14 protein-coding genes are annotated in these 19,773 nt (G+C 64.1%); 11 read left to right on the top strand and 3 right to left on the bottom strand.

The features are described from left to right. Both glmS and rluF read left to right on the top strand, forming a co-directional pair. Complete coding sequence (glmS, locus tag U0O11_RS17380) at positions 1-1,848, top strand: glutamine--fructose-6-phosphate transaminase (isomerizing) (protein WP_324690915.1); 1,848 nt, start codon at positions 1-3, stop codon at positions 1,846-1,848. A gap of 169 nt (positions 1,849-2,017) precedes the next feature. Further along, a complete protein-coding gene (gene rluF / locus U0O11_RS17375; RefSeq protein WP_324690913.1) occupies positions 2,018-3,298 on the top strand; it encodes a 23S rRNA pseudouridine(2604) synthase RluF in 1,281 nt (426 codons plus the stop codon). On the opposite strand, the gene U0O11_RS17370 is transcribed toward rluF, so the two are convergent. Then, a complete protein-coding gene (locus U0O11_RS17370; protein ID WP_082388683.1) occupies positions 3,295-3,981 on the bottom strand; it encodes a YitT family protein in 687 nt (228 codons plus the stop codon). The two genes, rluF and U0O11_RS17370, sit on opposite strands and share 4 nt — an antisense overlap. Positions 3,982-4,211: 230 nt before the next feature. Between U0O11_RS17370 and U0O11_RS17365 the strand changes: the two genes are divergently transcribed. Together U0O11_RS17365 and U0O11_RS17360 are read left to right on the top strand one after the other, a co-directional pair. Then, entirely contained in the window at positions 4,212-5,114 is a 903-nt protein-coding gene (locus tag U0O11_RS17365) for a DUF72 domain-containing protein (RefSeq protein WP_324690911.1), read from the top strand. A gap of 350 nt (positions 5,115-5,464) precedes the next feature. Further along, positions 5,465-6,832, top strand: coding sequence for a sodium-dependent transporter (locus U0O11_RS17360; RefSeq protein ID WP_043331727.1), 1,368 nt, complete (start codon positions 5,465-5,467; stop codon positions 6,830-6,832). 604 nt (positions 6,833-7,436) lie between these two features. On the opposite strand, the gene U0O11_RS17355 is transcribed toward U0O11_RS17360, so the two are convergent. Beyond that, complete coding sequence (locus U0O11_RS17355; protein ID WP_043331728.1) at positions 7,437-7,661, bottom strand: PA3496 family putative envelope integrity protein; 225 nt, start codon at positions 7,659-7,661, stop codon at positions 7,437-7,439. 166 nt (positions 7,662-7,827) lie between these two features. Between U0O11_RS17355 and hexR the strand changes: the two genes are divergently transcribed. From hexR to U0O11_RS17340, 3 genes are all read left to right on the top strand, one after another. Continuing rightward, the gene (gene hexR, locus U0O11_RS17350; protein WP_043331730.1) at positions 7,828-8,694 is read left to right on the top strand and encodes a transcriptional regulator HexR; all 867 of its coding nucleotides are present in this window, start codon (positions 7,828-7,830) and stop codon (positions 8,692-8,694) included. 173 nt (positions 8,695-8,867) lie between these two features. Further along, on the top strand, positions 8,868-11,090 hold the full coding sequence (gene uvrD, locus U0O11_RS17345; RefSeq protein ID WP_043331731.1) for a DNA helicase II: 2,223 nt from the start codon (positions 8,868-8,870) through the stop codon (positions 11,088-11,090). Between the two features lie 203 nt (positions 11,091-11,293). Further along, a complete protein-coding gene (locus U0O11_RS17340) occupies positions 11,294-12,394 on the top strand; it encodes a TRAP transporter substrate-binding protein (RefSeq protein ID WP_043331733.1) in 1,101 nt (366 codons plus the stop codon). 162 nt (positions 12,395-12,556) lie between these two features. On the opposite strand, the gene U0O11_RS17335 is transcribed toward U0O11_RS17340, so the two are convergent. Next, positions 12,557-12,991, bottom strand: a complete 435-nt coding sequence (locus U0O11_RS17335; protein ID WP_043331734.1) for an acyl-CoA thioesterase — start codon at positions 12,989-12,991, stop codon at positions 12,557-12,559. A 440-nt stretch (positions 12,992-13,431) separates the two neighbouring features. Here U0O11_RS17335 and U0O11_RS17330 point away from each other — a divergent pair, with 440 nt between their 5' ends. From U0O11_RS17330 to pstB, 4 genes are all read left to right on the top strand, one after another. Further along, positions 13,432-14,532: a PstS family phosphate ABC transporter substrate-binding protein gene (locus U0O11_RS17330; RefSeq protein ID WP_324690906.1), complete on the top strand. Its 1,101-nt coding sequence runs from the start codon at positions 13,432-13,434 to the stop codon at positions 14,530-14,532. A 113-nt stretch (positions 14,533-14,645) separates the two neighbouring features. Continuing rightward, entirely contained in the window at positions 14,646-16,931 is a 2,286-nt protein-coding gene (locus U0O11_RS17325; protein WP_324690904.1) for an ABC transporter permease subunit, read from the top strand. Further along, on the top strand, positions 16,928-18,724 hold the full coding sequence (gene pstA, locus U0O11_RS17320; protein WP_324690902.1) for a phosphate ABC transporter permease PstA: 1,797 nt from the start codon (positions 16,928-16,930) through the stop codon (positions 18,722-18,724). Before U0O11_RS17325 ends, pstA begins: the two co-directional genes overlap by 4 nt. Next, positions 18,721-19,566 carry a phosphate ABC transporter ATP-binding protein PstB gene (gene pstB, locus U0O11_RS17315; RefSeq protein WP_084589238.1) on the top strand — a complete coding sequence of 282 codons (846 nt, stop codon included), beginning with the start codon at positions 18,721-18,723 and terminating at the stop codon, positions 19,564-19,566. Before pstA ends, pstB begins: the two co-directional genes overlap by 4 nt. Positions 19,567-19,773 lie beyond the last annotated feature (207 nt).

Here is a 19,773-nt window from a genome sequence, read left to right as displayed (position 1 = left end):
ATGTGTGGCATCGTCGGCGCCGTCGCCAGTCGTAACGTCCAGAACATCCTGCTCGAGGGCCTGCATCGCCTCGAATACCGTGGCTACGACAGCGCGGGCATGGCCGTCCTCTCCGAAGAAGGCCGCCTGAACCGCGTGCGTGCGCTGGGCAAGGTCGGGGCGCTGCAGAGCCGCCTCGAGGAAGCCCCGCTCAAGGGCCGTGTCGGCATCGCGCACACCCGTTGGGCCACCCATGGCGCGCCGAGTGAAGCCAATGCCCACCCGCACCAGTCCGGCGATAGCCTGGCCGTGGTCCACAACGGCATCATCGAGAATTACGAGACCCTCAAGCGCGAGCTGGAAGGTCAGGGCTACGTCTTCACCTCCGAGACGGACACCGAGGTTGTCGCCCACCTGCTGGCGCGGGAATACACCCTGAGTCAGGACCTTCTGACCGCGGTGCAGAAGGCCGTGGCGCTGCTCGATGGCGCCTTCGCGCTGGGCGTGGTGCATCGTGCCCAGCCGGACGTGCTGATCGGCGCGCGTCAGGGCAGCCCGCTGGTGATCGGTGTCGGGATCGACGAGCACTTCCTGGCCTCCGATCAGCTGGCGCTGCTGCAGGTCACCGATCGCTTCATCTACCTGAAGGAAGGCGATCTGGTGCGCATGACCGCCGAGCAGATCGAGATCTTCGAGCAGGGCGAGCGTCTGGTCACCGAGGCCAGCGAGCGTCCGGTGCAGACCTTCGAGCACGCGCAGGATGCCGCTTCCAAGGGCGATTATCGTCACTTCATGCTCAAGGAAATCCACGAGCAGTCGCGTGTGCTGGCCGCCACGCTGGAAGGCCGCCTGAACGGTGATCACGTGCTGGTGCGCAGCTTCGGCAGCGAGGCGGAAAACCTCTTCCGCCAGGTCAAGCAGGTACAGATCGTCGCCTGTGGTACCAGCTACCACGCCGGCATGGTCGCGCGTTACTGGATCGAGCGTCTGGCCGGCATTCCGGCGGCGGTCGAGGTTGCCTCCGAGTTCCGCTACCGTCCGGTGGTGGTCGCCGATGGCACCCTGTTCGTCACCCTGTCCCAGTCCGGCGAGACCGCCGATACGCTGTCCGCGCTGCGTTATGCCCAGTCGCTGGGTGGCTTCCTCGGCAGCCTGGCGATCTGCAACGTCCCGGGCAGCTCGCTGGTGCGGGAATCAGACCTCAGCCTGATGACCATGGCCGGCCCGGAAATCGGCGTCGCCTCCACCAAGGCCTTCACCACCCAGCTGGTCGGCCTGATGCTGCTGACACTGTCGCTGCGTCGTGTGCGTGGCGGTGATGAGGCGGGTGAAGCCGAGGTGGTGCGCGAGCTGCGTCAGCTGCCGTCGCTGGTCACCAAGGCACTGGCCATGGACAGCGAGATCGAGCGTCTCTCCGAGGCCTTCGCCGACAAGCACAATGCGCTGTTCCTCGGGCGTGGCACCCAGTTCCCCATCGCACTGGAAGGCGCGCTCAAGCTCAAGGAAATCTCCTACATCCACGCCGAGGCCTATCCGGCGGGTGAGCTGAAACATGGCCCGCTGGCACTGGTCGATGCTGACATGCCGGTAGTGGCGGTGGCGCCGAACGACGAGCTGCTCGAGAAGCTCAAGTCGAACCTGCAGGAAGTGCGCGCGCGTGGCGGCGAGCTTTACGTGTTCGCTGACGAGAACATCAGCCTTGAAGAGAGCGAAGGCGTGCGCGTGCTGCGCATGCCGCATGTCAGCGAAGTGCTGGCGCCGATTCTCTACACCCTGCCGCTGCAGCTGCTGTCCTATCACGTCGCCGTGCTCAAGGGCACCGATGTCGATCAGCCGCGCAACCTGGCCAAGAGTGTCACGGTCGAGTAATTTGCGATGCAAGACGGCTGCGCCATATCTGGCGCAGCAGTAGATGAGCCCAGTCTCATTGTGCCAACGGCAGCCTCAGGGCTGCCGTTTTTGGTATCCTGTGCGCCTGCCTTCTTATCCCCTTCCGTCCGCTGCGCGTTCATCGCCCGGCGCACGCACGTGACCTGCCATGACTGATCGCGACGCATCGCTTACCCGCCTCAACAAGTTCATCAGCGAAACGGGCTTCTGCTCGCGGCGCGAGGCGGACCGCTACATCGCCGAAGGACGAGTGACCATCAATGGTGTCGTGCCCGAAATGGGCACCAAGGTCGCGCCGGGCGATGAGGTGCTGGTCAATGGCAAGCCATTGAAAGCCAAGCAGGAAGCGGTCTACCTGGCCTTCAACAAGCCGGTGGGCATCACCTGTACCACCGAGCGCCATGTCGATGGCAACATCATCGATTACATCGGTCATCCCAAGCGCATCTTTCCGATCGGTCGCCTCGACAAGCCCTCCGATGGCCTGATCTTCCTGACCAGTGACGGCGATATCGTCAACAAGATCCTGCGTGCCGGCAATGCCCACGAGAAGGAATACGTGGTGCGGGTCGACAAGCCGATCAACGGCGACTTCCTCAAGCGCATGGCCGCTGGCGTGCCGATTCTGGACACCATCACCCAGCCGTGTCGCATCGAGCAGATCTCGACCTATGTGTTCCGCATCATCCTGACCCAGGGCCTCAACCGTCAGATCCGTCGCATGTGTGAGGCGCTGGGCTATGAGGTCTTCAAGCTCAAGCGGGTGCGCATCATGAATGTCAGCCTGGACGGGCTGGGAGTCGGCGAATGGCGGTATCTCACCCAGCGCGAGATGGCGGATATCCAGCAGATGATCGAGGGCTCCAGCGGCACTGAGGAAGCCTCGCGCCTGGCGGCGGCACCGCCTCCTTCCCAGCATGCGACGGCCGCGCGCCATCAGCGCGCCGCCCAGGATACGGATGCTGGCCGGCGTAGCGGGACTCGGCGCCAGGAAGGCGGCAAGAGCGGATCCGGCCAGCGCGACACACGTCAGCGCAGTTCAGATCAGCGCAGCCCTGATAAACGCGAGACACGTCAGCGCGGCGCTGATCAACGCCATCCGGGCCATCGTTCAGGAGCCAAGCAGGAGGGTGCAGGGCGTCGCGAGCGTTCTGACGAGCGCACCACGGGGCGTGGCAATCAGGAAGGCAGAAGCGACGGCAAGCTTGCCAGCGGACTCAAGCCGCGCACGCGTGGCAATGCCAGTGATGGCCGCAATGAGCGTGGCGCGGGCAACAGCAAGGCCTCTGCCAACAGCAAGACCTCTGCCAACAAGGGCGGCAGCAGCAAGAGTTACGGCAACACGAGCTCGGGGAAAAACAGCTCGGCCGGCAAGGGCGCCTCGTACAAGGGTGGCGGTTCTTCCAACGGGGGACGCGGTCGCCGCTAGTGAGCCGTCTGCACCTGCTTGTCATGCGCCGGTGAGGCAGGCTGTGCGGTCTGAGGCGTGCGGCGATGATAGCGGCCCAGCACGAAGGACAGTGTCGCGAATGCCAGCGCCGAACAGATGACCTGTGGCCAGGGGTAGACTAGCGCGGCGATCGCGATCAGCAGCAGGTCGAAGGCGAAGGTGGTGCGACCGGCATGGATGCCGAAGCGTCGCTCCAGATGCAGCGCCAGAATGTTCAGGCCGCCCAGCGAGGCGTTCTCGCGAAACAGCAGCGTGATGCCCAGGCCGATCAACAGGCCTGCGGCAATTGCCGCGACCGGCAGGCTGACGGCACCCAGCGGCAAGCTGACCGCCAGCACATCGGACAGCACGGAGAGCAGGCTGACGCAGCCCAGCGTGCGCAGGGTGAAATTCAGCCCCAGCTGTTTCCAGGCCAGGCCGTAGAAGGGCAGGTTGATCAGGAAGAACAGGCTGCCGAAGCTCAGTGCTGTCAGGTCGGCACCCAGCAACGACATGCCGGCAGTGCCACTGACCAGCAGGCCACCGGCCTGCAACAGGCGTACGCCGAGCGCCACCAGCAGGCAGCCCTCGATGAGCGTGATCAGGCTGCGCAGGGTGATGGCATTTGCCGCGCGAGAGCGGCTGCCGCTGGCGCGCAGAATGAGTCGTTGGAAAGCAGTCATGACAGGCTCCGGGGTATGGGCAGTCAACAAGAGTGTCTTCCGGCCCGGCTTGTGGCTGGCAGGAAGCGGAGTCAGGGCGGTGGGTGGACCGCCTGCTGACGTGTCATGCAGGATGCGGACCATAGCACGCCGTGATGACAGTTTTTATTGTGCTTACGTCGCTCTGGCAGACGATATTCTTCGGCTTGTTGGCTATTTGACCCTTATATTCCTCTAGTTCTGGCCTCTTCATGCACCATTTTCATGCAGCCTCCGCACCGTCGGATGCCTCGCACTCGGCGGGGCATCTTCATCTCGGGCTCGCGATGTGGGCCAATGACGACTGGCGCGGCAGCCTGTTGCCGGGCAGCGGCCCGCGGGAACATCTGGCGGATTACGCCCGGGTCTTCGATAGCGTCGAGGGCAATACCAGCTTCTATGCCCAACCCACGCCTGCTGCCATCGCCAGCTGGGCACGTCAGGCGCCGGCCAATTTTCGCTTCTGCTTCAAGTTGCCGGGCCGACTGACTCATGAATGGCGCCTGCAGGGTATCGAGCACGAGCTGGCGGCGTTTCTCGATTGCCTGGCGCCGATAAAGGACCGCCTCGGTCCGCTCATGATTCAACTGCCGCGTGACCTCGGGGCGGAAGTCCTGCCACGCCTCGAGCAATTCCTGCAGTCGGTGAAGGGAGCAGGGCTCGCCTGGTCGGTGGAGCCCCGCGACCCGGTATTCTTCGCCAAGGGCGAGGCGGAACGACAGTTGAATCGCTTGTTGATAACTCACGCAGTCGATCGCGTGATGCTGGATGTGCGTCCACTCTTCAGTGGCCCTACCACCGCACATCCGGGCCTTGCGGTGGCGCGCTCGGAAAAGCCTCACCGCCCATTGCATGTGTTCTCCAGCGGACAACATCCCGTGGTGCGTTTCATCGGTCATTACGATGAAGCCACCAACCGGGCACTGTTCGCTCCTTGGGTAGAGCGACTTTTCTTGTGGATAAGTCAGGGGAAAAGCCCGTTTCTCTTTGTGCATACACCGGACAACAAGGCAGCGCCCGCGCTGGCACGCCTGTTGGCCAATCAGGTGCTGGCGAAACTGGACCGCCCCTTGATCGGGGCCTTTCCGGGAGAGGGGCAGGGCAGCCTGTTCTGACGCTCCACCTGGCCGTGAGGTTTCTCCTGTGAGGCCATGGTCTGATGGTGGCTTGCTGGCAGATGGCCCCTCAATCGAGTAGCTTTAGCCACATGTTGCCGTTACCGCGGCGATATTTACCGGAGATGGGCAGTCTGCCCGTTTCAGCGTGCCTATCGGCACTTGCCTGTCATTCCCCACGACCTACCCGGTCAGCGTGAATGCCGGGAGCACTACAGCAGTGATCCTGCGACGCCATCGTGTTGGCCACGGATGATCCGTCCGCATTGGCAGCATGATGCAACAAGCACAACAAGGTGCCCGAAGTCGCTACCAGCGACTGGCACCCTCGCGACGAATCAGGGATTCACATGTCATCCAAACCGCATTCCCACGCACAGTGGTCTTCTCGCCTGGCCTTTACCCTGGCTGCCGTCGGTTCATCCGTCGGTCTGGGCAATATCTGGAAATTCCCCTACATGACAGGTGAGAGCGGCGGCGGTGCCTTCGTCCTCGTCTATCTGATCTGCATCCTGCTGATCGGTCTGCCGATCCTGATGTCGGAATGGCTGCTGGGTCGTCTGGGGCAGAAGAACCCCATCTCGACCATGAGCCACATCAGTGCCCGGCTCAAACGCAGTCCCGCCTGGGTCTTGATCGGGGTGGCCGGCGTGCTCGGCGCCTACCTGATCCTGTCCTTCTACAGCGTCATCGGCGGCTGGGCGCTGGCCTTCATCGCCGACGCGGCCAGTGGCAGTTTCGAAACCCTGACCTCTGACACGGCCGGTAGCCTGTTCGGCGGTCTGCTGGGGGACCCGACCACACTGCTGGCCTGGCACAGTGCCTTCATGCTGATGGTGATCCTGGTCGTGGCCGGCGGGGTCGCCGGTGGCCTGGAGCGTGCCGCCAAGATCCTGATGCCGCTGCTGGCGGTGATGTTGATCGTGCTGGTCGGCTACGCCGCCACCACCGATGGCTTCGCTGATGCCGCCGCCTGGCTGCTGACGCCGGACTTCTCCAAGCTCGACAAGGATGGCGTGCTGGCGGCCATGGGGCATGCCTTCTTCACCCTGTCACTGGGCATGGGCATCATGATGGCCTACGGCTCCTACCTGTCCGATGACGTCAATATCGGGCGTACCGCGCTGGTCGTGGTGGTGCTGGATACCGTCATCGCCTTGCTGGCCGGTCTGGCCATCTTCCCGGTGGTGTTCTCCAACGGCCTTGACGCCGCCGCGGGCCCGGGCCTGATCTTCCAGACCCTGCCGCTGGCCTTCGGCCACATGCCGGGCGGTGAAGTCTTCGGCGTGGTGTTCTTCGTGCTGCTGGTATTCGCGGCCTGGACCTCAGGCATCTCGCTGCTGGAGCCCATCGTCGAATGGCTGGAAGAGAAGACGCCGATGTCTCGCGTCGGCTCGGCCTGGGTCGCGGGTATCGCCACCTGGCTGCTGGGCATCGCCACCATCCTGTCCTTCAACCTGTGGAGTGACGTGGCGCCGCTGGGCATGTTCGCCAAGTTCGAAGGCATGACCATCTTCGACCTGCTCGACTACGCGACCAGCAAGCTGATGCTGCCGCTGACCGGTCTGGCGACCATCGTCTTCGTCGGCTGGTTCATGGGCCGTGACGAGGTGCGCAGCCAGCTCAACATGAGCGACTCGGCCTTCTCGCTGTGGAGCTTCGTGGCGCGCTATATCGCCCCGATCGGTGTGGTCGTGGTGTTCGCGTCCAGCCTGTAGGTCTCGAGAGATCTCGAGAGATCTCGTGAAACACTTGCCATGACATGTCTCAGGCCTGTCATGGCAGAAACAGGAAAGGCCCGCCATCCGGCGGGCCTTTCCTGTTTCTGAGCCTGGAGAATCTCAACCCGGTCGCGTGCTTGCCTGGCAGGTGTCATGGCTGGGTAGCGCTGCGCTGCGTGGCCGTCGTCTGTCATGCGTTTGACGTAGAAGATTCATCCTTCCTGAGAGGAAAAGTCGCCAGCAGGCGTGAGCCTGGTTTCAGGTATTGAGAGGCGCATGGCGGCGTATGTGCACTGAAATGGTGCGTTACAAGCGATGGCGGCACGCGATAGAGGAGAAATGTGACAAACAGAAGAAGAGCGGTGGGGCGGAAAATGAGGTGAGAAAAAACGAATATTTCGGGATTGATGAGCAGGGCATCGGGCATGACAGCGCAGAAGACACTTCAGTCAGGGGTGATGATGCTGAAATTGCGCGAGAGGGGGGTACGACCATGCTCGAAAGAGATGGTGGAGGGTGTCGCATGGAGCCCGAACCCTGGCGGATCAGAGCGTGAAAACATCACTGATCGGCGGGGAGCGTATCGCCTCCCCGCCTGGAATCAGTGGGTGTCGATATCGCTTTCAGTATCCATTTCCAGCACTTCGATGTCGCTTAAATCCTCGCTTAGGCGCTTGATTTCGTTGTGCAATTCTATTCCACGACGGGCGCGGAGATGGCGGACTGCGCTTTGTTTCTTGCGGGCCTGATGTTCGTCGGCACCGAGAGTCATGAAAATATCGAGAAGCTCTTTCTTGAGCGTATCTACCTGCTCTGAATTACGCATGATTCGACCTCCATGGCATCCAAAGGATGTGGGCTTTCACTGGCGCCACACCGTTTTACTATAGCTCACTTGACAAAATTGTGACTATCGCCTGCCTGTGCAGGCGACACCCCTGGGGGGATGACGTAAGCTCAGGCATGCCCATGAAGTCTGCAAGGAGTGTGCCGTGAGCCATGCCATCTTCGACGACCTGAGGAGCCGGATGGAGAATTTCCGCCGCTCTGAACAAAAGGTCGCACGCTATGTCCTTCGCCATCCGGAGGAAGTGATTCACATGCGGATCGTCGATCTGGCCAGCGAGTCATCGGTCAGTGAGCCGACGGTCGTGCGTTTCTGTCGGGCAATGGGCTTTGCCGGCTTCCAGGATTTCAAGCTGCAGCTGGCGCAACGCCTCGCCACCGGCACCCAGTTCGCCCAGTTCTCCATGAATGACTCCGACAGCGTGGCCGAGTTCTCGCACTCGCTGTTCGATTCCACCATCGGCACCCTGCTGTCGGTGCGTGACCGTCTGGATGCCGAAGCCGTCGCGCGCGCCATCCACTCGCTGGCCTCCGCCAGCCGGGTCGAGTTCTACGGCTATGGTGCCTCGGGCGCCGTGGCTCACGATGCCCAGCACAAGTTCTTCCGCCTGCAGATCTCCACCGCCGCCTACACCGACCCGCACATGCAGAACATGTCAGCGGTGACGCTGGGGCCGCGCGACGTGGTGGTGGCCATCTCCCAGACCGGCCGCACCAAGGCGCTGATCGCCAGCGTGCGTCTGGCGCGGGACGCCGGTGCGACCGTCATCGGGCTGTGCCCGAGTGGCTCGCCACTGGCGGATGAAGTCACGCTGCCGCTGCACATCGATGTGCACGAAGACACCGAGATCTACACCCCGATGAGCTCGCGTATCGCGCACCTGGTGATCGTCGATACGCTGGCGGTCGGGGTCGCCAAGGCGCGCGGACCCAAGCTCAAGGAGCAGCTGGAGGCGGTCAAGAAGAGCCTCGCCACCCTGCGCATCGACGACCACGACTTCGATACCCACTGAGCACCGCCCGGGCGTCATCTGTCTTGAAGGCAAGTGCAAGGCACGTATGTGCAAGGAAGGCCGGCGCGGGGAAGAGCAGGGCAGGCCGCTGTGATAAGGTGGATGCCTGAACAGGGGCAGCGAATCTCACGCTGCTCCGCTCCTCGACTCCTCTGCCCTGTGGTGAGCCCTGCATGTCCGAATCGCCCCTCCTCGATCACCTCAACACGCATCAGCGTGAGGCCGTGTCCGCGCCGCCGGGCAACATGCTGGTACTGGCGGGGGCCGGTTCCGGCAAGACCCGCGTGCTGGTTCACCGCATCGCCTGGTTGATGGACCAATACCAGTTCTCGCCCTACGCCATCCTGTCGGTGACCTTCACCAACAAGGCCTCGCGAGAGATGCGCACGCGTCTCGAGGCGCTCAATGGCAGCAGCCTGCGCCACATGTGGGTCGGCACCTTCCACTCCATCAGTCACCGTCTGCTGCGCACCCACTGGCAGGAGGCGCGCCTGCCCGAGCACTTCCAGATCATCGACAGCGATGACCAGCTGCGCATGGTCAAGCGGCTGCTCAAGGAGCACAACGTCGATGACGAGCGCTGGCCGCCCAAGCAGGTCCAGTACTTCATCGCCGGCTGCAAGGAGGAAGGTCTGCGCGCCCATCAGGTGCAGACCCACGGCGATGCCTACATGGGCAAGATGGTCGAGATGTATGAGCTCTATCAGCTCGCCTGTGAACGCGGCGGCCTGGTCGATTTCGGTGAGCTGCTGCTGCGCTCGCTGGAGCTGCTGCGCGATACGCCGCATCTGCTGGCGCATTACCGCGAGCGCTTCGCCCACCTGCTGGTCGACGAGTTCCAGGATACCAACACCCTGCAGTACGCCTGGCTGAAGCTGTTGGCCGGTGATCGCGAGTGCATGACCGTGGTCGGCGATGATGACCAGTCCATCTACGGCTGGCGTGGCGCGCGGGTCGAGAACATCCAGCGCTTCACCGAGGAATTCGCCAACACCCGCGTGGTGCGTCTGGAGCAGAACTATCGCTCCTCCAGCGCCATTCTGGAGGCCGCCAACGCCCTGATCAGCCACAACGGCGGGCGCATGGGCAAGGAGCTGTGGACCGACAGCGGTCGCGGCGAGCGCATTCGTGTCTATGCCGGCTTCAATGACATCGATGAGTCGCGCTACATCGCCGATACCATCCGTGAACTGGTCAATGAGCATGGCTACAGCCGCGACGAGATCGCGATCCTGTATCGCTCCAACGCCCAGTCACGCGTGCTGGAGGAGACGCTGATCCGCCAGGGCATGCCGTATCGCATCTATGGCGGCCAGCGCTTCTACGAGCGTCTCGAGATCAAGAACGCGCTCGCCTATCTGCGTCTGATGAACAACCGCGAGGACGATGCCGCCCTGGAGCGCGTGATCAACGTGCCGGCGCGTGGCATCGGCATGCGCACCGTCGAGCAGCTGCGCGAGCGCGCACGCTACGGCAACCTGACCATGTGGCAGGCGATGAGCGATGCGGTCTCCGATGGCGCCCTCAAGGGACGCGCCGCCACCGCCGTGCGAGCCTTCGCCGACATCATCGATGGCCTCGACAACGACACCGCCGGCATGGCGCTGCATGAGCTGGTCGAGCACGTCATCCACGTCTCCGGCCTGCGTGAGCATCACGCCGCGGAGAAGGGCGAGAAGGGCCAGGCGCGCCTCGAGAACCTCTCGGAGCTGGTCAACGCCTGCCGCGCCTTCAGTCAAGGCGAGCGCATGGACCCGGAAGCCCCCAGCGAAGGGGCCGAGGCGCTGGAGCCTTTCCTCGCCGAAGCCGCGCTGGATGCCGGCGATCACGAAGCCGCCGAAGGCGAGGAATGCGTGCAGATGATGACGCTGCACTCTGCCAAGGGGCTCGAATTCCCGGTGGTATTCGTCGCCGGGGTCGAGGAGGGGTTGTTCCCGCACAAGATGTCGCTGGAAGAGCCGGGGCGTCTCGAGGAAGAGCGTCGCCTGTGCTACGTCGGTGTCACCCGCGCCATGCAGCGCCTCTACCTGACCTACGCCGAGCTGCGTCGCATGCACGGCAAGGAGACCTTCCAGCGGCCGTCGCGCTTCCTGCGTGAATTGCCGGAAGAGCTGATGGAAGAGGTGCGTCTGCGTGGCCAGGTCTCGCGTCCGGTCTCGACCCAGCGCGCCACGCCGAATCGCCGTCCTTCCGGTCCGCGTCAGGAGAGTGTCGAGGCCAATGGCGACATGCCGGCACTCTCGCTCGGTAGCCTGGTGCGCCATCCGCTGTTCGGGGAAGGCGTGGTCATCAATGCCGAAGGCCAGGGCGAGCGCGCGCGCGTGCAGATCAGCTTCGAGGGCGAAGGCGACAAGTGGCTGGTGCTGGGCTTTGCCAAGCTGGAAGTGCTGAGCTGATCCTGCATTGATGGCAGACGCAGCCATGAGGCGCTGACAGCAGGCGCTGGCAAGAGGTGTAGCGCGGGGCAGGGGGCGCGGTATTCGTTCGCCATTACGGCCTTGGTGCAGTTGTGGGCCATCCATGGGTCGCGGCATAGTGGCAGACATGCTGTCTTGATGCCGCGTCATGCATTGCCCACAACTCGAACAAGGAAAGTCCCATGCAACGCCGCCGTTTTCTCTCTGCTCTGGGGGCCGGTGCTGCCGGCCTCGCCGCCGCGCCTTTCGTGTCCACCGCCAATGCCGCCGAGGGCGAGACCATCCACTGGAAGATGGTCACCTCCTGGCCGAAGAACTTCCCGGCACTGGGCACCGGTGCCAATGAATTCGCCAGCCTGATCGGTCAGCTCTCCGGTGGTCGCCTGCAGGTCAAGGTCTATGGCGCCGGCGAGATGGTACCGGCGCTGGAAGTCTTCGATGCCGTGTCCTCCGGTACCGCCCAGATGGGCCACTCGGCCTCCTACTACTGGAAGGGCAAGGTGCCCGCGGCCCAGTTCTTCACCGCCGTGCCCTTCGGCATGAACACCACCGAGACCAACGCCTGGCTGTATCACGGCGATGGCATGAAGCTGTGGGACGAGATCTACTCGCGCCACAACCTCAAGCCGCTGGCGGTGGGCAACACCGGCACCCAGATGGCCGGCTGGTTCAACAAGGAAGTGAACAGTCTCGAGGACATGAAGGGCCTGAAGATCCGCCTGCCGGGGCTGGCGGGCGAAGTGATGAATCGCATCGGCGCCAGCGCGGTCAATCTGCCGGGCAGCGAGATATTCACCGCGATGGAAACCGGCGTGATCGATGCCACCGACTGGGTCGGCCCCTACAATGATCTGGCCTTCGGCCTGCATCAGGTGGCCAAGTATTACTACTCGCCGGCCTGGAACGAGCCTTCCGCGATCCTCGAAGGCACCGTCAATCTCGAGGCCTGGCAGGCATTGCCGGAAGACCTGCAGCAGGTGGTGATCCAGGCGGCCAGAATCGCCAATCACGCCATGGTGGATGAATTCGCGTTGCGCAACGCCACCGCGCTGACCTCGCTGGTCGAGGAACACGGTGTGGAGCTGCGTGAATTCCCTCAGGATGTCTATGCGGCGCTGTTCGATGCCTCCAACGAGGTGCTGGACGAGTTCATCGCCAAGGATGAGGACGCCAGGCGCGTCTATGAGTCCTACCGCGCCTTCCAGCAGCAGGTCGCGCCCTGGTCGCGTATCGGTGAGCAGGCCTATCTGGATGCGCGTGGTCGGGTGCTGGGCGAAGCCTGAGCGTGCCTCTTTCCGACTGCCTGCCGCACTGTCTGCCTGACTGTCTGACTGTCTGAGCGCGTGACTGATTGTTGACGAAAAAGCCGCCCCTGAGGGCGGCTTTTTCTTGGCGTGTGGCTGACAGGAAGAGAGGCGAGGCGCCTGGCTCAGTCCTGCTCAGGATCAGTCCTGCTCCTCGATGATGGCGGTGCTGGCCTGCTCCGGTACGGCGCGGATGCGGCCATTGTCATCGAGTGCCACCATCACGTAGCAGGCTTCGGTCACCTTGGTCAGCGCGTGTTGATTGCGCTCCTGCGGCGGGCGGATCCAGACCTCGACGGAGAGCCTGATCGAACTGCGCCCGACCTCGGCCACCTGAGTGAAGATATTGACCACCGAGCCGATACGCACCGGCGACAGGAAATCGAGGCCTTCGACGGCCACGGTGGCAGTGCGACCGTGGGCGACGCGCCCGGCGGCCAGCTCGCAGGCCTCGTCCATGCGGTGCATCAGCCAGCCGCCGCTGATGTCGCCATAGAGATTGGTGTCCTGGCGTTGGGCGATCAATTTGAGCGTCAGTGTGCCGTTCGGCGTCGGGATATCATCCAGAGCTTGCATGTCATGACTCGCTATCTTGTTGTTATAAAATGGTCATTTCATTTCTGCACCCTTGCGTCTGAAAAGGTGCGTCTTTTGGCGCAGGGCGCTGCCTTGCATAGGGCACTTCGGCAATTGCCGAAGAAAGTCACCGGGTGCCATTGATAGCATCAGCGCGACGCAGGCCATGGCGGATGAGCCGCAGCGGCTTCATCATCTCCTGTATCCTACTCCGGCGGACAAAGCACTGTCCTCACTGACAAGGGACTGTCAGGAGATTTTTTGCGCTGCAGCATGGAGTATCGTTACTCAACGCAGCAATGACGGATACTCGCTGTCTTTCGCCATGCTGCACGGGCCGCCCTGAGGCACCGTCGCGTGCCCGTCGCCACGGGCGTGGCAAGCCGTGGCCAGCTCCGTGTCGCATCGTCATCTTGTTCATTCTCTGGTGGGAAGTCGCCATGTCAGTTTCCGTCGGGTCGCTTGTTCGTTCAGGCTTTCGCGCCGTGTTCGCGTCGCGTCGCTGGTCATCCGCGTCCTCCTCATATGTGCCTTCCTCCTGCGCGCCCCGCCTGCGCTCAGGGCTGCCGTCGCTGCGGCTGATGTCGCTTGCCTGCCTGCTGGGGCTCTCGACGCTCTCGGCTCCGGCGCTGGCCGACAAGGTGCCCGAATATCGCCCGGTGTCCGGGGTGGTGGGCAACCTGACGGCGGTGGGCTCGGATACCCTGTCGGTGCTGGTGACACGCTGGGCTGCCCAGCTTCGCCGCTATCATCCGGGGGTGCGCGTGCAGCTGCAGGCCGCGGGCTCCTCGACGGCGCCGCCGGCATTGATCGCCGGCACCACCCGCATCGGCCTGATGTCGCGTCCGATGAGCGATCAGGAGCGTCAGGACTTCACGCGTGAATTCGGCTATCCGCCGCTGGGTGTGCCCGTGGCGCTGGATGCGATGGGCATCATCGTGCATCGCAGCAATCCGCTGGAGGAGATCAGCATCGCGCAGCTGGATGCCATCTTCTCCGCCACGCACAACTGTGGTGGCCAGGCGGCCAATCGCTGGGGCCAGCTCGGGCTGAGCGATGAGTGGAATGACCGCCAGATCACGCGCTTCGGGCGCAGTGCCACCTCGGGCACCTACGGCGCCTTCCGCCGTATCGCGCTGTGCGATGGTGACTTCCGCCTCGATGTCAGCGAACAGCCGGGCTCGGCCTCCATCATCGGTGCGGTGGGCTCCTCACCCAATGGCATCGGCTATGCCAGCTTCAGCACCTCTTCGCCGCTGGTGAAGCAGCTGTCCGTCAGCCGTGAGGCGGGTGGCCACGCCGTCTTCCCGAGCCGGGCCAGCATTCGCGATGGCCGTTATCCGCTGACCCGCGCGCTGTACATCTACGTCAATCGCGTGCCTGACGAGCCGCTCCCGGCGCTGGAGCAGGCCTTCCTGTCATTGATCATGTCGCGCCAGGGCCAGCAGGCCATCCTGCGCGGTGGCTATGTGCCACTGCCGGAAAAGCAGCTGCTGCACTGGCGTCAGCAATTGGGGCTGGAGGATGTGGATGCCCTTTGATTCGCCTTTGTCATCTCTCTGTCATCACTTGGACATAATCTCGGTGCCATACCCGCTTCATGCGTCTGCGGAGTCGACACTCCAGGGCGCACATCCTTTCGTGGTGATATTTCATGTCGGCAGTTGATGCCTCCCGAATGCAGCGTCGTCGTCTGCGGCATGACCGTCTTGCCAGTCTGTGGCTGACAGCGGCCGGGCTGGGCGTGATGGTCATCGTCGTCGTGATGCTGGCCTATCTGGTCAGCGTGTCGTGGCCGCTGCTCAAGCCAGCCAGCGTCACGTCGCTTCCTCAGCAGGCGCTCGAACAGCAAGCGAGCGACCAGCAGATGCCTGCCGCGCAGACCGATCCTGACTGGCTAAGCGACCCTGACTGGCTGTCCGATCCTGACTGGCTGAGCGCCTTGCCTGACATGCCGCTTGCCGCGCGTGACGGGCTGCCTCCCGTGCTGGCCAGTGATGATTCGACGGCGGATTCGCGCATCTCGCCGCTGGCGGGTGTCTGGCTCGCGGATGATCGCCTGCAGGTGGTTCAGCAGTCCGCCGCTGGCGTGCGCCTGCGCGGCAGTGCCATCGAGGTTCCCGCAGGGCTTGAGCGCCGCCAGGCAAGCCTGGTGCTCAGCCGTGACCAGCTGTGGCTGCGCATTCCGTTCGAGGAGGGCGATGGCCTGTGGCTGGCGCGCCTGGCCTTGTCTGCGTCGCACGTCACCGCAGGCGCGCTGGATGACGATGCAGCCAGTCAGCCCCCGCACTCCGAGTGGCAGCAGCAGTGGTTGCCGGGCACGGCCAGGCTGTCTTCGCAGCAGGGGCGTCTGCTGGTCACCGCTGACCGCGATGGCTTCACCCAGTGGCAACTGAGCGAGGCCTCCACCGGAACCAAGCCGCTGGCGCGCAAGCTGGCACATCACGCTATGGCCTCTTCTGCCTCCGCGTCATCGCCGGCGATCACCGCGATCAGCGTCCTGCGTGGCGGCAGAAGCCTGATCGTCGGAGACGCCGCCGGTGGCCTGACCCATTACCTGTTGCCGGCGCATGCGCAGCCGCTGGTCAAGGCCGGCGTCTTTGACAGTGGCCTGTCGGCGCCGGTGGTTATGATGGCTGCCGCCCATCACAGCCTCGGCTTTGCCGCGCTGGACGCCAACGGCCGCCTTGGCCTCTATCTGGCCACCAGCGAGCGTCGCCGTCAGGTGCTGGACTGGCTGGATGCCTCTCGGGTCGCGGCAGGCGTGGCGCTGGAATTTGACAATGATGACCGCCGCTTGCTGGCATCGGCGACCCGGGAGGCAAGGCTGCCCGCTCAGGACGCGCCGCTGGGGGCGCTCGGCAAGGCCTATGCGGGGCTTGCGATACACGACCCGCATCAGGCCGTCGGGCTCGACGCCATCTTCGGCAAGGTCTGGTATGAGGGGCGCGCTGCGCCGGAGTGGATCTGGCAGCTGGAGAGCACCGGCACCCACGAACCCCGTCTGTCGCTGGTGCCCATCATGTGGGGCACGCTCAAGGCGGCGCTGGTCGGGCTGCTGTTTGCCGTGCCGTTGGGCCTCGGCTGTGCCATCCATGTCGCCTGCTTCATGGCGCCGCGCCAGCGTTCCCGCATCAAGCCGCTGCTGGAGATGATGGAGGCGCTGCCGACCGTGGTGATCGGCTTCATCGCCGCCCTGGTGGTCGCACCCTTCATCGAGCGTGAGCTGATGGCGGTGTTGCTGGGGCTGATCCTGATTCCGCTGGGCACCATGGTGGCCGGCTTCCTGTGGACCCTGTCGCCGCGCGTATGGCGCAATCTGCTGCCGGAAAACATGGCGGCCTTCGGGCTGTTGCCGCTGCTGTTCGTGCTGCTGTGGCTGGATGTGACCATCGCCGGCCAGGTCGAGCAGTGGTGGTTCGACGGCGACCTCCGTCAGTGGCTGTTCAGCCACTACGGCATCGATTACGCCCAGCGCAATACCCTGGTGACCGGCATGGCGCTGGGGCTGGCGGTGATGCCGACCCTGTTCACGCTCAGCGAGGATGCCCTCTCGTCGGTGCCGCGCGGTCTGGCCGCAGGCTCCGCGGCACTTGGCGCGACGCCATGGCAGAGCCTGCGTCGCGTCATCCTGCCTGCCGCCGCCGTCGGGCTGTTCTCGGCGATGATGATCGGCATGGGGCGCGCCGTCGGTGAGACGATGATCGTGCTGATGGTGGCCGGCAATACGCCGCTGGTGGATGCCAGCCTGTTCGAGGGCCTGCGTTCACTGGCCGCGACCCTGGCCATCGAGCTGCCGGAGGCCGAGATCGGCAGCAGTCACTACCGCTTGCTGTTCCTCGCTGCCCTGGCATTGTTCGTCTTCACCTTCGTGGTCAATACGCTGGCGGAAGTGCTGCGACAGCGCTTCACGCCGCCCAATCAGGGGAGCTGGGGATGAGTCACCCTGACACCAATCGCGCCAGCTCCTCATTGTTGCGCCCGCGCGAGCCGCTGGTCGGGCGCCTGCAGCGCTACTGGCGCGACGGCGGCCCGTGGGGCTGGCTGAATGCCATGGCGGTCAGTGTCTCGCTGGTGCTGGTGCTGGGCCTGCTCAGCCTGCTGGTGGTGGGCTCCTTCAGTCACTTCTGGCCCTCACGGCTGGTCGAGGTGGAGCTGACGGCACAGCCGGGCCAGAGTCCCACGGCCCTGACCACCACGCGCGGTGAGCCGGCGGCCGACAATCGCCATCTGCTCGGCGAGCTGATGCACGAGGAAATGCGCCGTGTCGCCTCGGGCGAGGGGGATGACGCTCGCCAGCAATGGTGGTTGCTGCAGACATCCTCGCGTGACGGGGCCGCGGCCAGCTGGCAGTGGCTGCCGGAGACGCTGCTCGACAGGATGACCTTCCCCAGCCAGGCGCTGATGCTGGAAATGCGCGACGGTCGCACTCTCTACGGCATGCCACGGGCGCTGAGTGACCCGATGACGGGGGAGATGGACCACACGCCCGATGTCGGCGACGGGCCTGGCCGGCCCTTGTCCGAGGACGCCGAGCCACTGTTTGCCCGCCTGAAGATGATCGAGAGCGAGCGCCGTCAGCTGCAGGCGCTACGCCTGGACAGTGAAGTCTTGAGCAGTCGCTATCAGGCGTTGCAGCAGTCGCTCGAATCCCGGCGCAGCGCCACTGCTGACGGTGACGCGGCGCAGACTCAAGAGGACGCTGAGCTCGAGCTGGAGATGCAGGAGGAGTTGGAGGAGGTACGCAGCGCCTTCATCGAGCGTGAAGGTCAGCTGAGTGCCCTGCGGGATGCCCTGGCGGGCGGTCAGTTGCTGCTGGGCGGCAATGGCGGCTACGAAGGCCGCATCGCGCTCGATGATATCCGCAATGCCTGGCGGCCCAATGCGATGGGCTTCAGCGGCCGGCTGATGATGACGTTCAAGCGTTTCCGTGACTTCGTGGCCGGCGCGCCTACCGAGGGCTTCGGTGGCGTCTGGCCCGCCATCTTCGGCACCGTGCTGATGGTGGTGCTGATGTCGATCATGGTGATGCCCTTCGGCGTGATGGCGGCGCTCTATCTGCACGAGGTGGCCCATCAGGGGCGCCTGACGCGCCTGACGCGCATCGCGCTGCGCAACCTGGCCGGGGTGCCCTCCATCGTCTACGGCGTATTCGGCCTCGGTTTCTTCGTCTATGGACTGGGCGCCGGAATCGATGAGCTGTTCTACTCCGAGCGGCTGCCGACGCCGACCTTCGGGACCGGCGGCATTCTGTGGGCCTCGCTGACGCTGGCCCTGCTGACCTTGCCGGTGGTGATCGTCGCCACGGAAGAGGGGCTGGCGCGCGTGCCGCGTCGTCTGCGCGAAGGCGCGCTGGCGCTGGGGGCAACACGCCTGGAAACGCTCAAGCGCGTGGTGATCCCGGCGGCCTCGCCGGCGCTGATGACGGGGCTGATTCTGGCCGTGGCGCGTGCGGCGGGTGAAGTCGCGCCGCTGATGCTGGTCGGAGTGGTCAAGCTGGCCCCGGACCTGCCGCTGGATGACAGCTTCCCGTGGCTGCATCTGGACCGCAAATTCATGCATCTGGGGCATCAGGTCTATGATCTGGCCTTCCAGAGCAGCGATGCCTTCAGCAGTCGGCCGCTGGTCTACGCGACCGCGCTGGTGCTGGTGGTCGTGATTCTATGCCTCAATCTGAGTGCCATTCGCCTGCGTCACATGCTGGCACAACGTTACAAGGGAGCCACCGAATGAGGCGTGACTCTGAACAGCCCAAGCCCCAGTTGTTTCTTCAGGAGACGCCTGCGCGGCCGGCTGAGGACATCTGCCTGGAAACCCGCCACCTGAGCCTCGATTATCAGGCACGTGTCGGCAAGGAGAACCAGACGCGACGCGCACTGGAGGATGTCAGCCTGCAGATCGCACGCAAGCGCGTGACGGCCTTCATCGGCCCTTCCGGCTGCGGCAAGTCGAGTCTGTTGCGTACCTTCAATCGCATGACCGATCTCGACGAACAGTCACGTCTTTCCGGCAAGGTGCTGCTCGAGGGCGAGGACATTCATGCGCGCGGCGTGGACGTGCCGATGCTGCGCCGCCGGATAGGCATGGTCTTCCAGACGCCCAATCCCTTTCCGATGTCGGTCTACGAGAACGTGGCCTTCGGGCTGCGGCTGGTCGGCGAGAATGACAAGCGCCACCTCGATGACAAGGTCGAATCCTGCCTGCGCTCCGCGGCGCTGTGGGAAGAAGTGAAGGATCGCCTGCACGACAGCGCGCTGGGGCTCTCGGGAGGCCAGCAACAGCGGCTGGTGATCGCGCGGACGCTGGCGGTCGAGCCGGAGGTGCTGCTGCTGGATGAACCGGCCTCGGCGCTGGACCCCATCTCGACGCTCAAGATCGAGGAGCTGATCCGTTCGCTGCGCTCGCGCCTGACGCTGATCATCGTCACGCACAACATGCAGCAGGCCGCGCGGGTCTCAGACGATACCGCCTTCCTGCATGAGGGCCGCCTGGTGGAATTCGCCCCGACGGATCAGCTGTTCACCAACCCGCGGCGCCGCCAGACGGAAGACTACATCACGGGGCGTTTCGGTTAGCGCGCTCATGCGCGAACGTGCAGCCGGGTAGCCTTTTCGCCCTGATATTGCTGACGATGGCGGCCAGATACCGCCTTTGCGCCATGGGTGAAACATAACTGCAATCAAGTGTCGGCATGCTGAGGGGGAGCCCGCTGTGTCAGTCAGTAGTGGGCCATACTTGTCACGTCATTCATGTCACGCCCCCTGACTCGGTGGGCGACTTTC

Origin of the sequence: Cobetia sp. D5, assembly GCF_035666195.1 — a bacterium.
Classification (GTDB): Bacteria; Pseudomonadota; Gammaproteobacteria; order Pseudomonadales; family Halomonadaceae; genus Cobetia; species Cobetia amphilecti.
The sequence above is the reverse complement of the archived record's forward strand: the minus strand, read 5'-3'. Positions and strand labels throughout refer to the sequence as shown.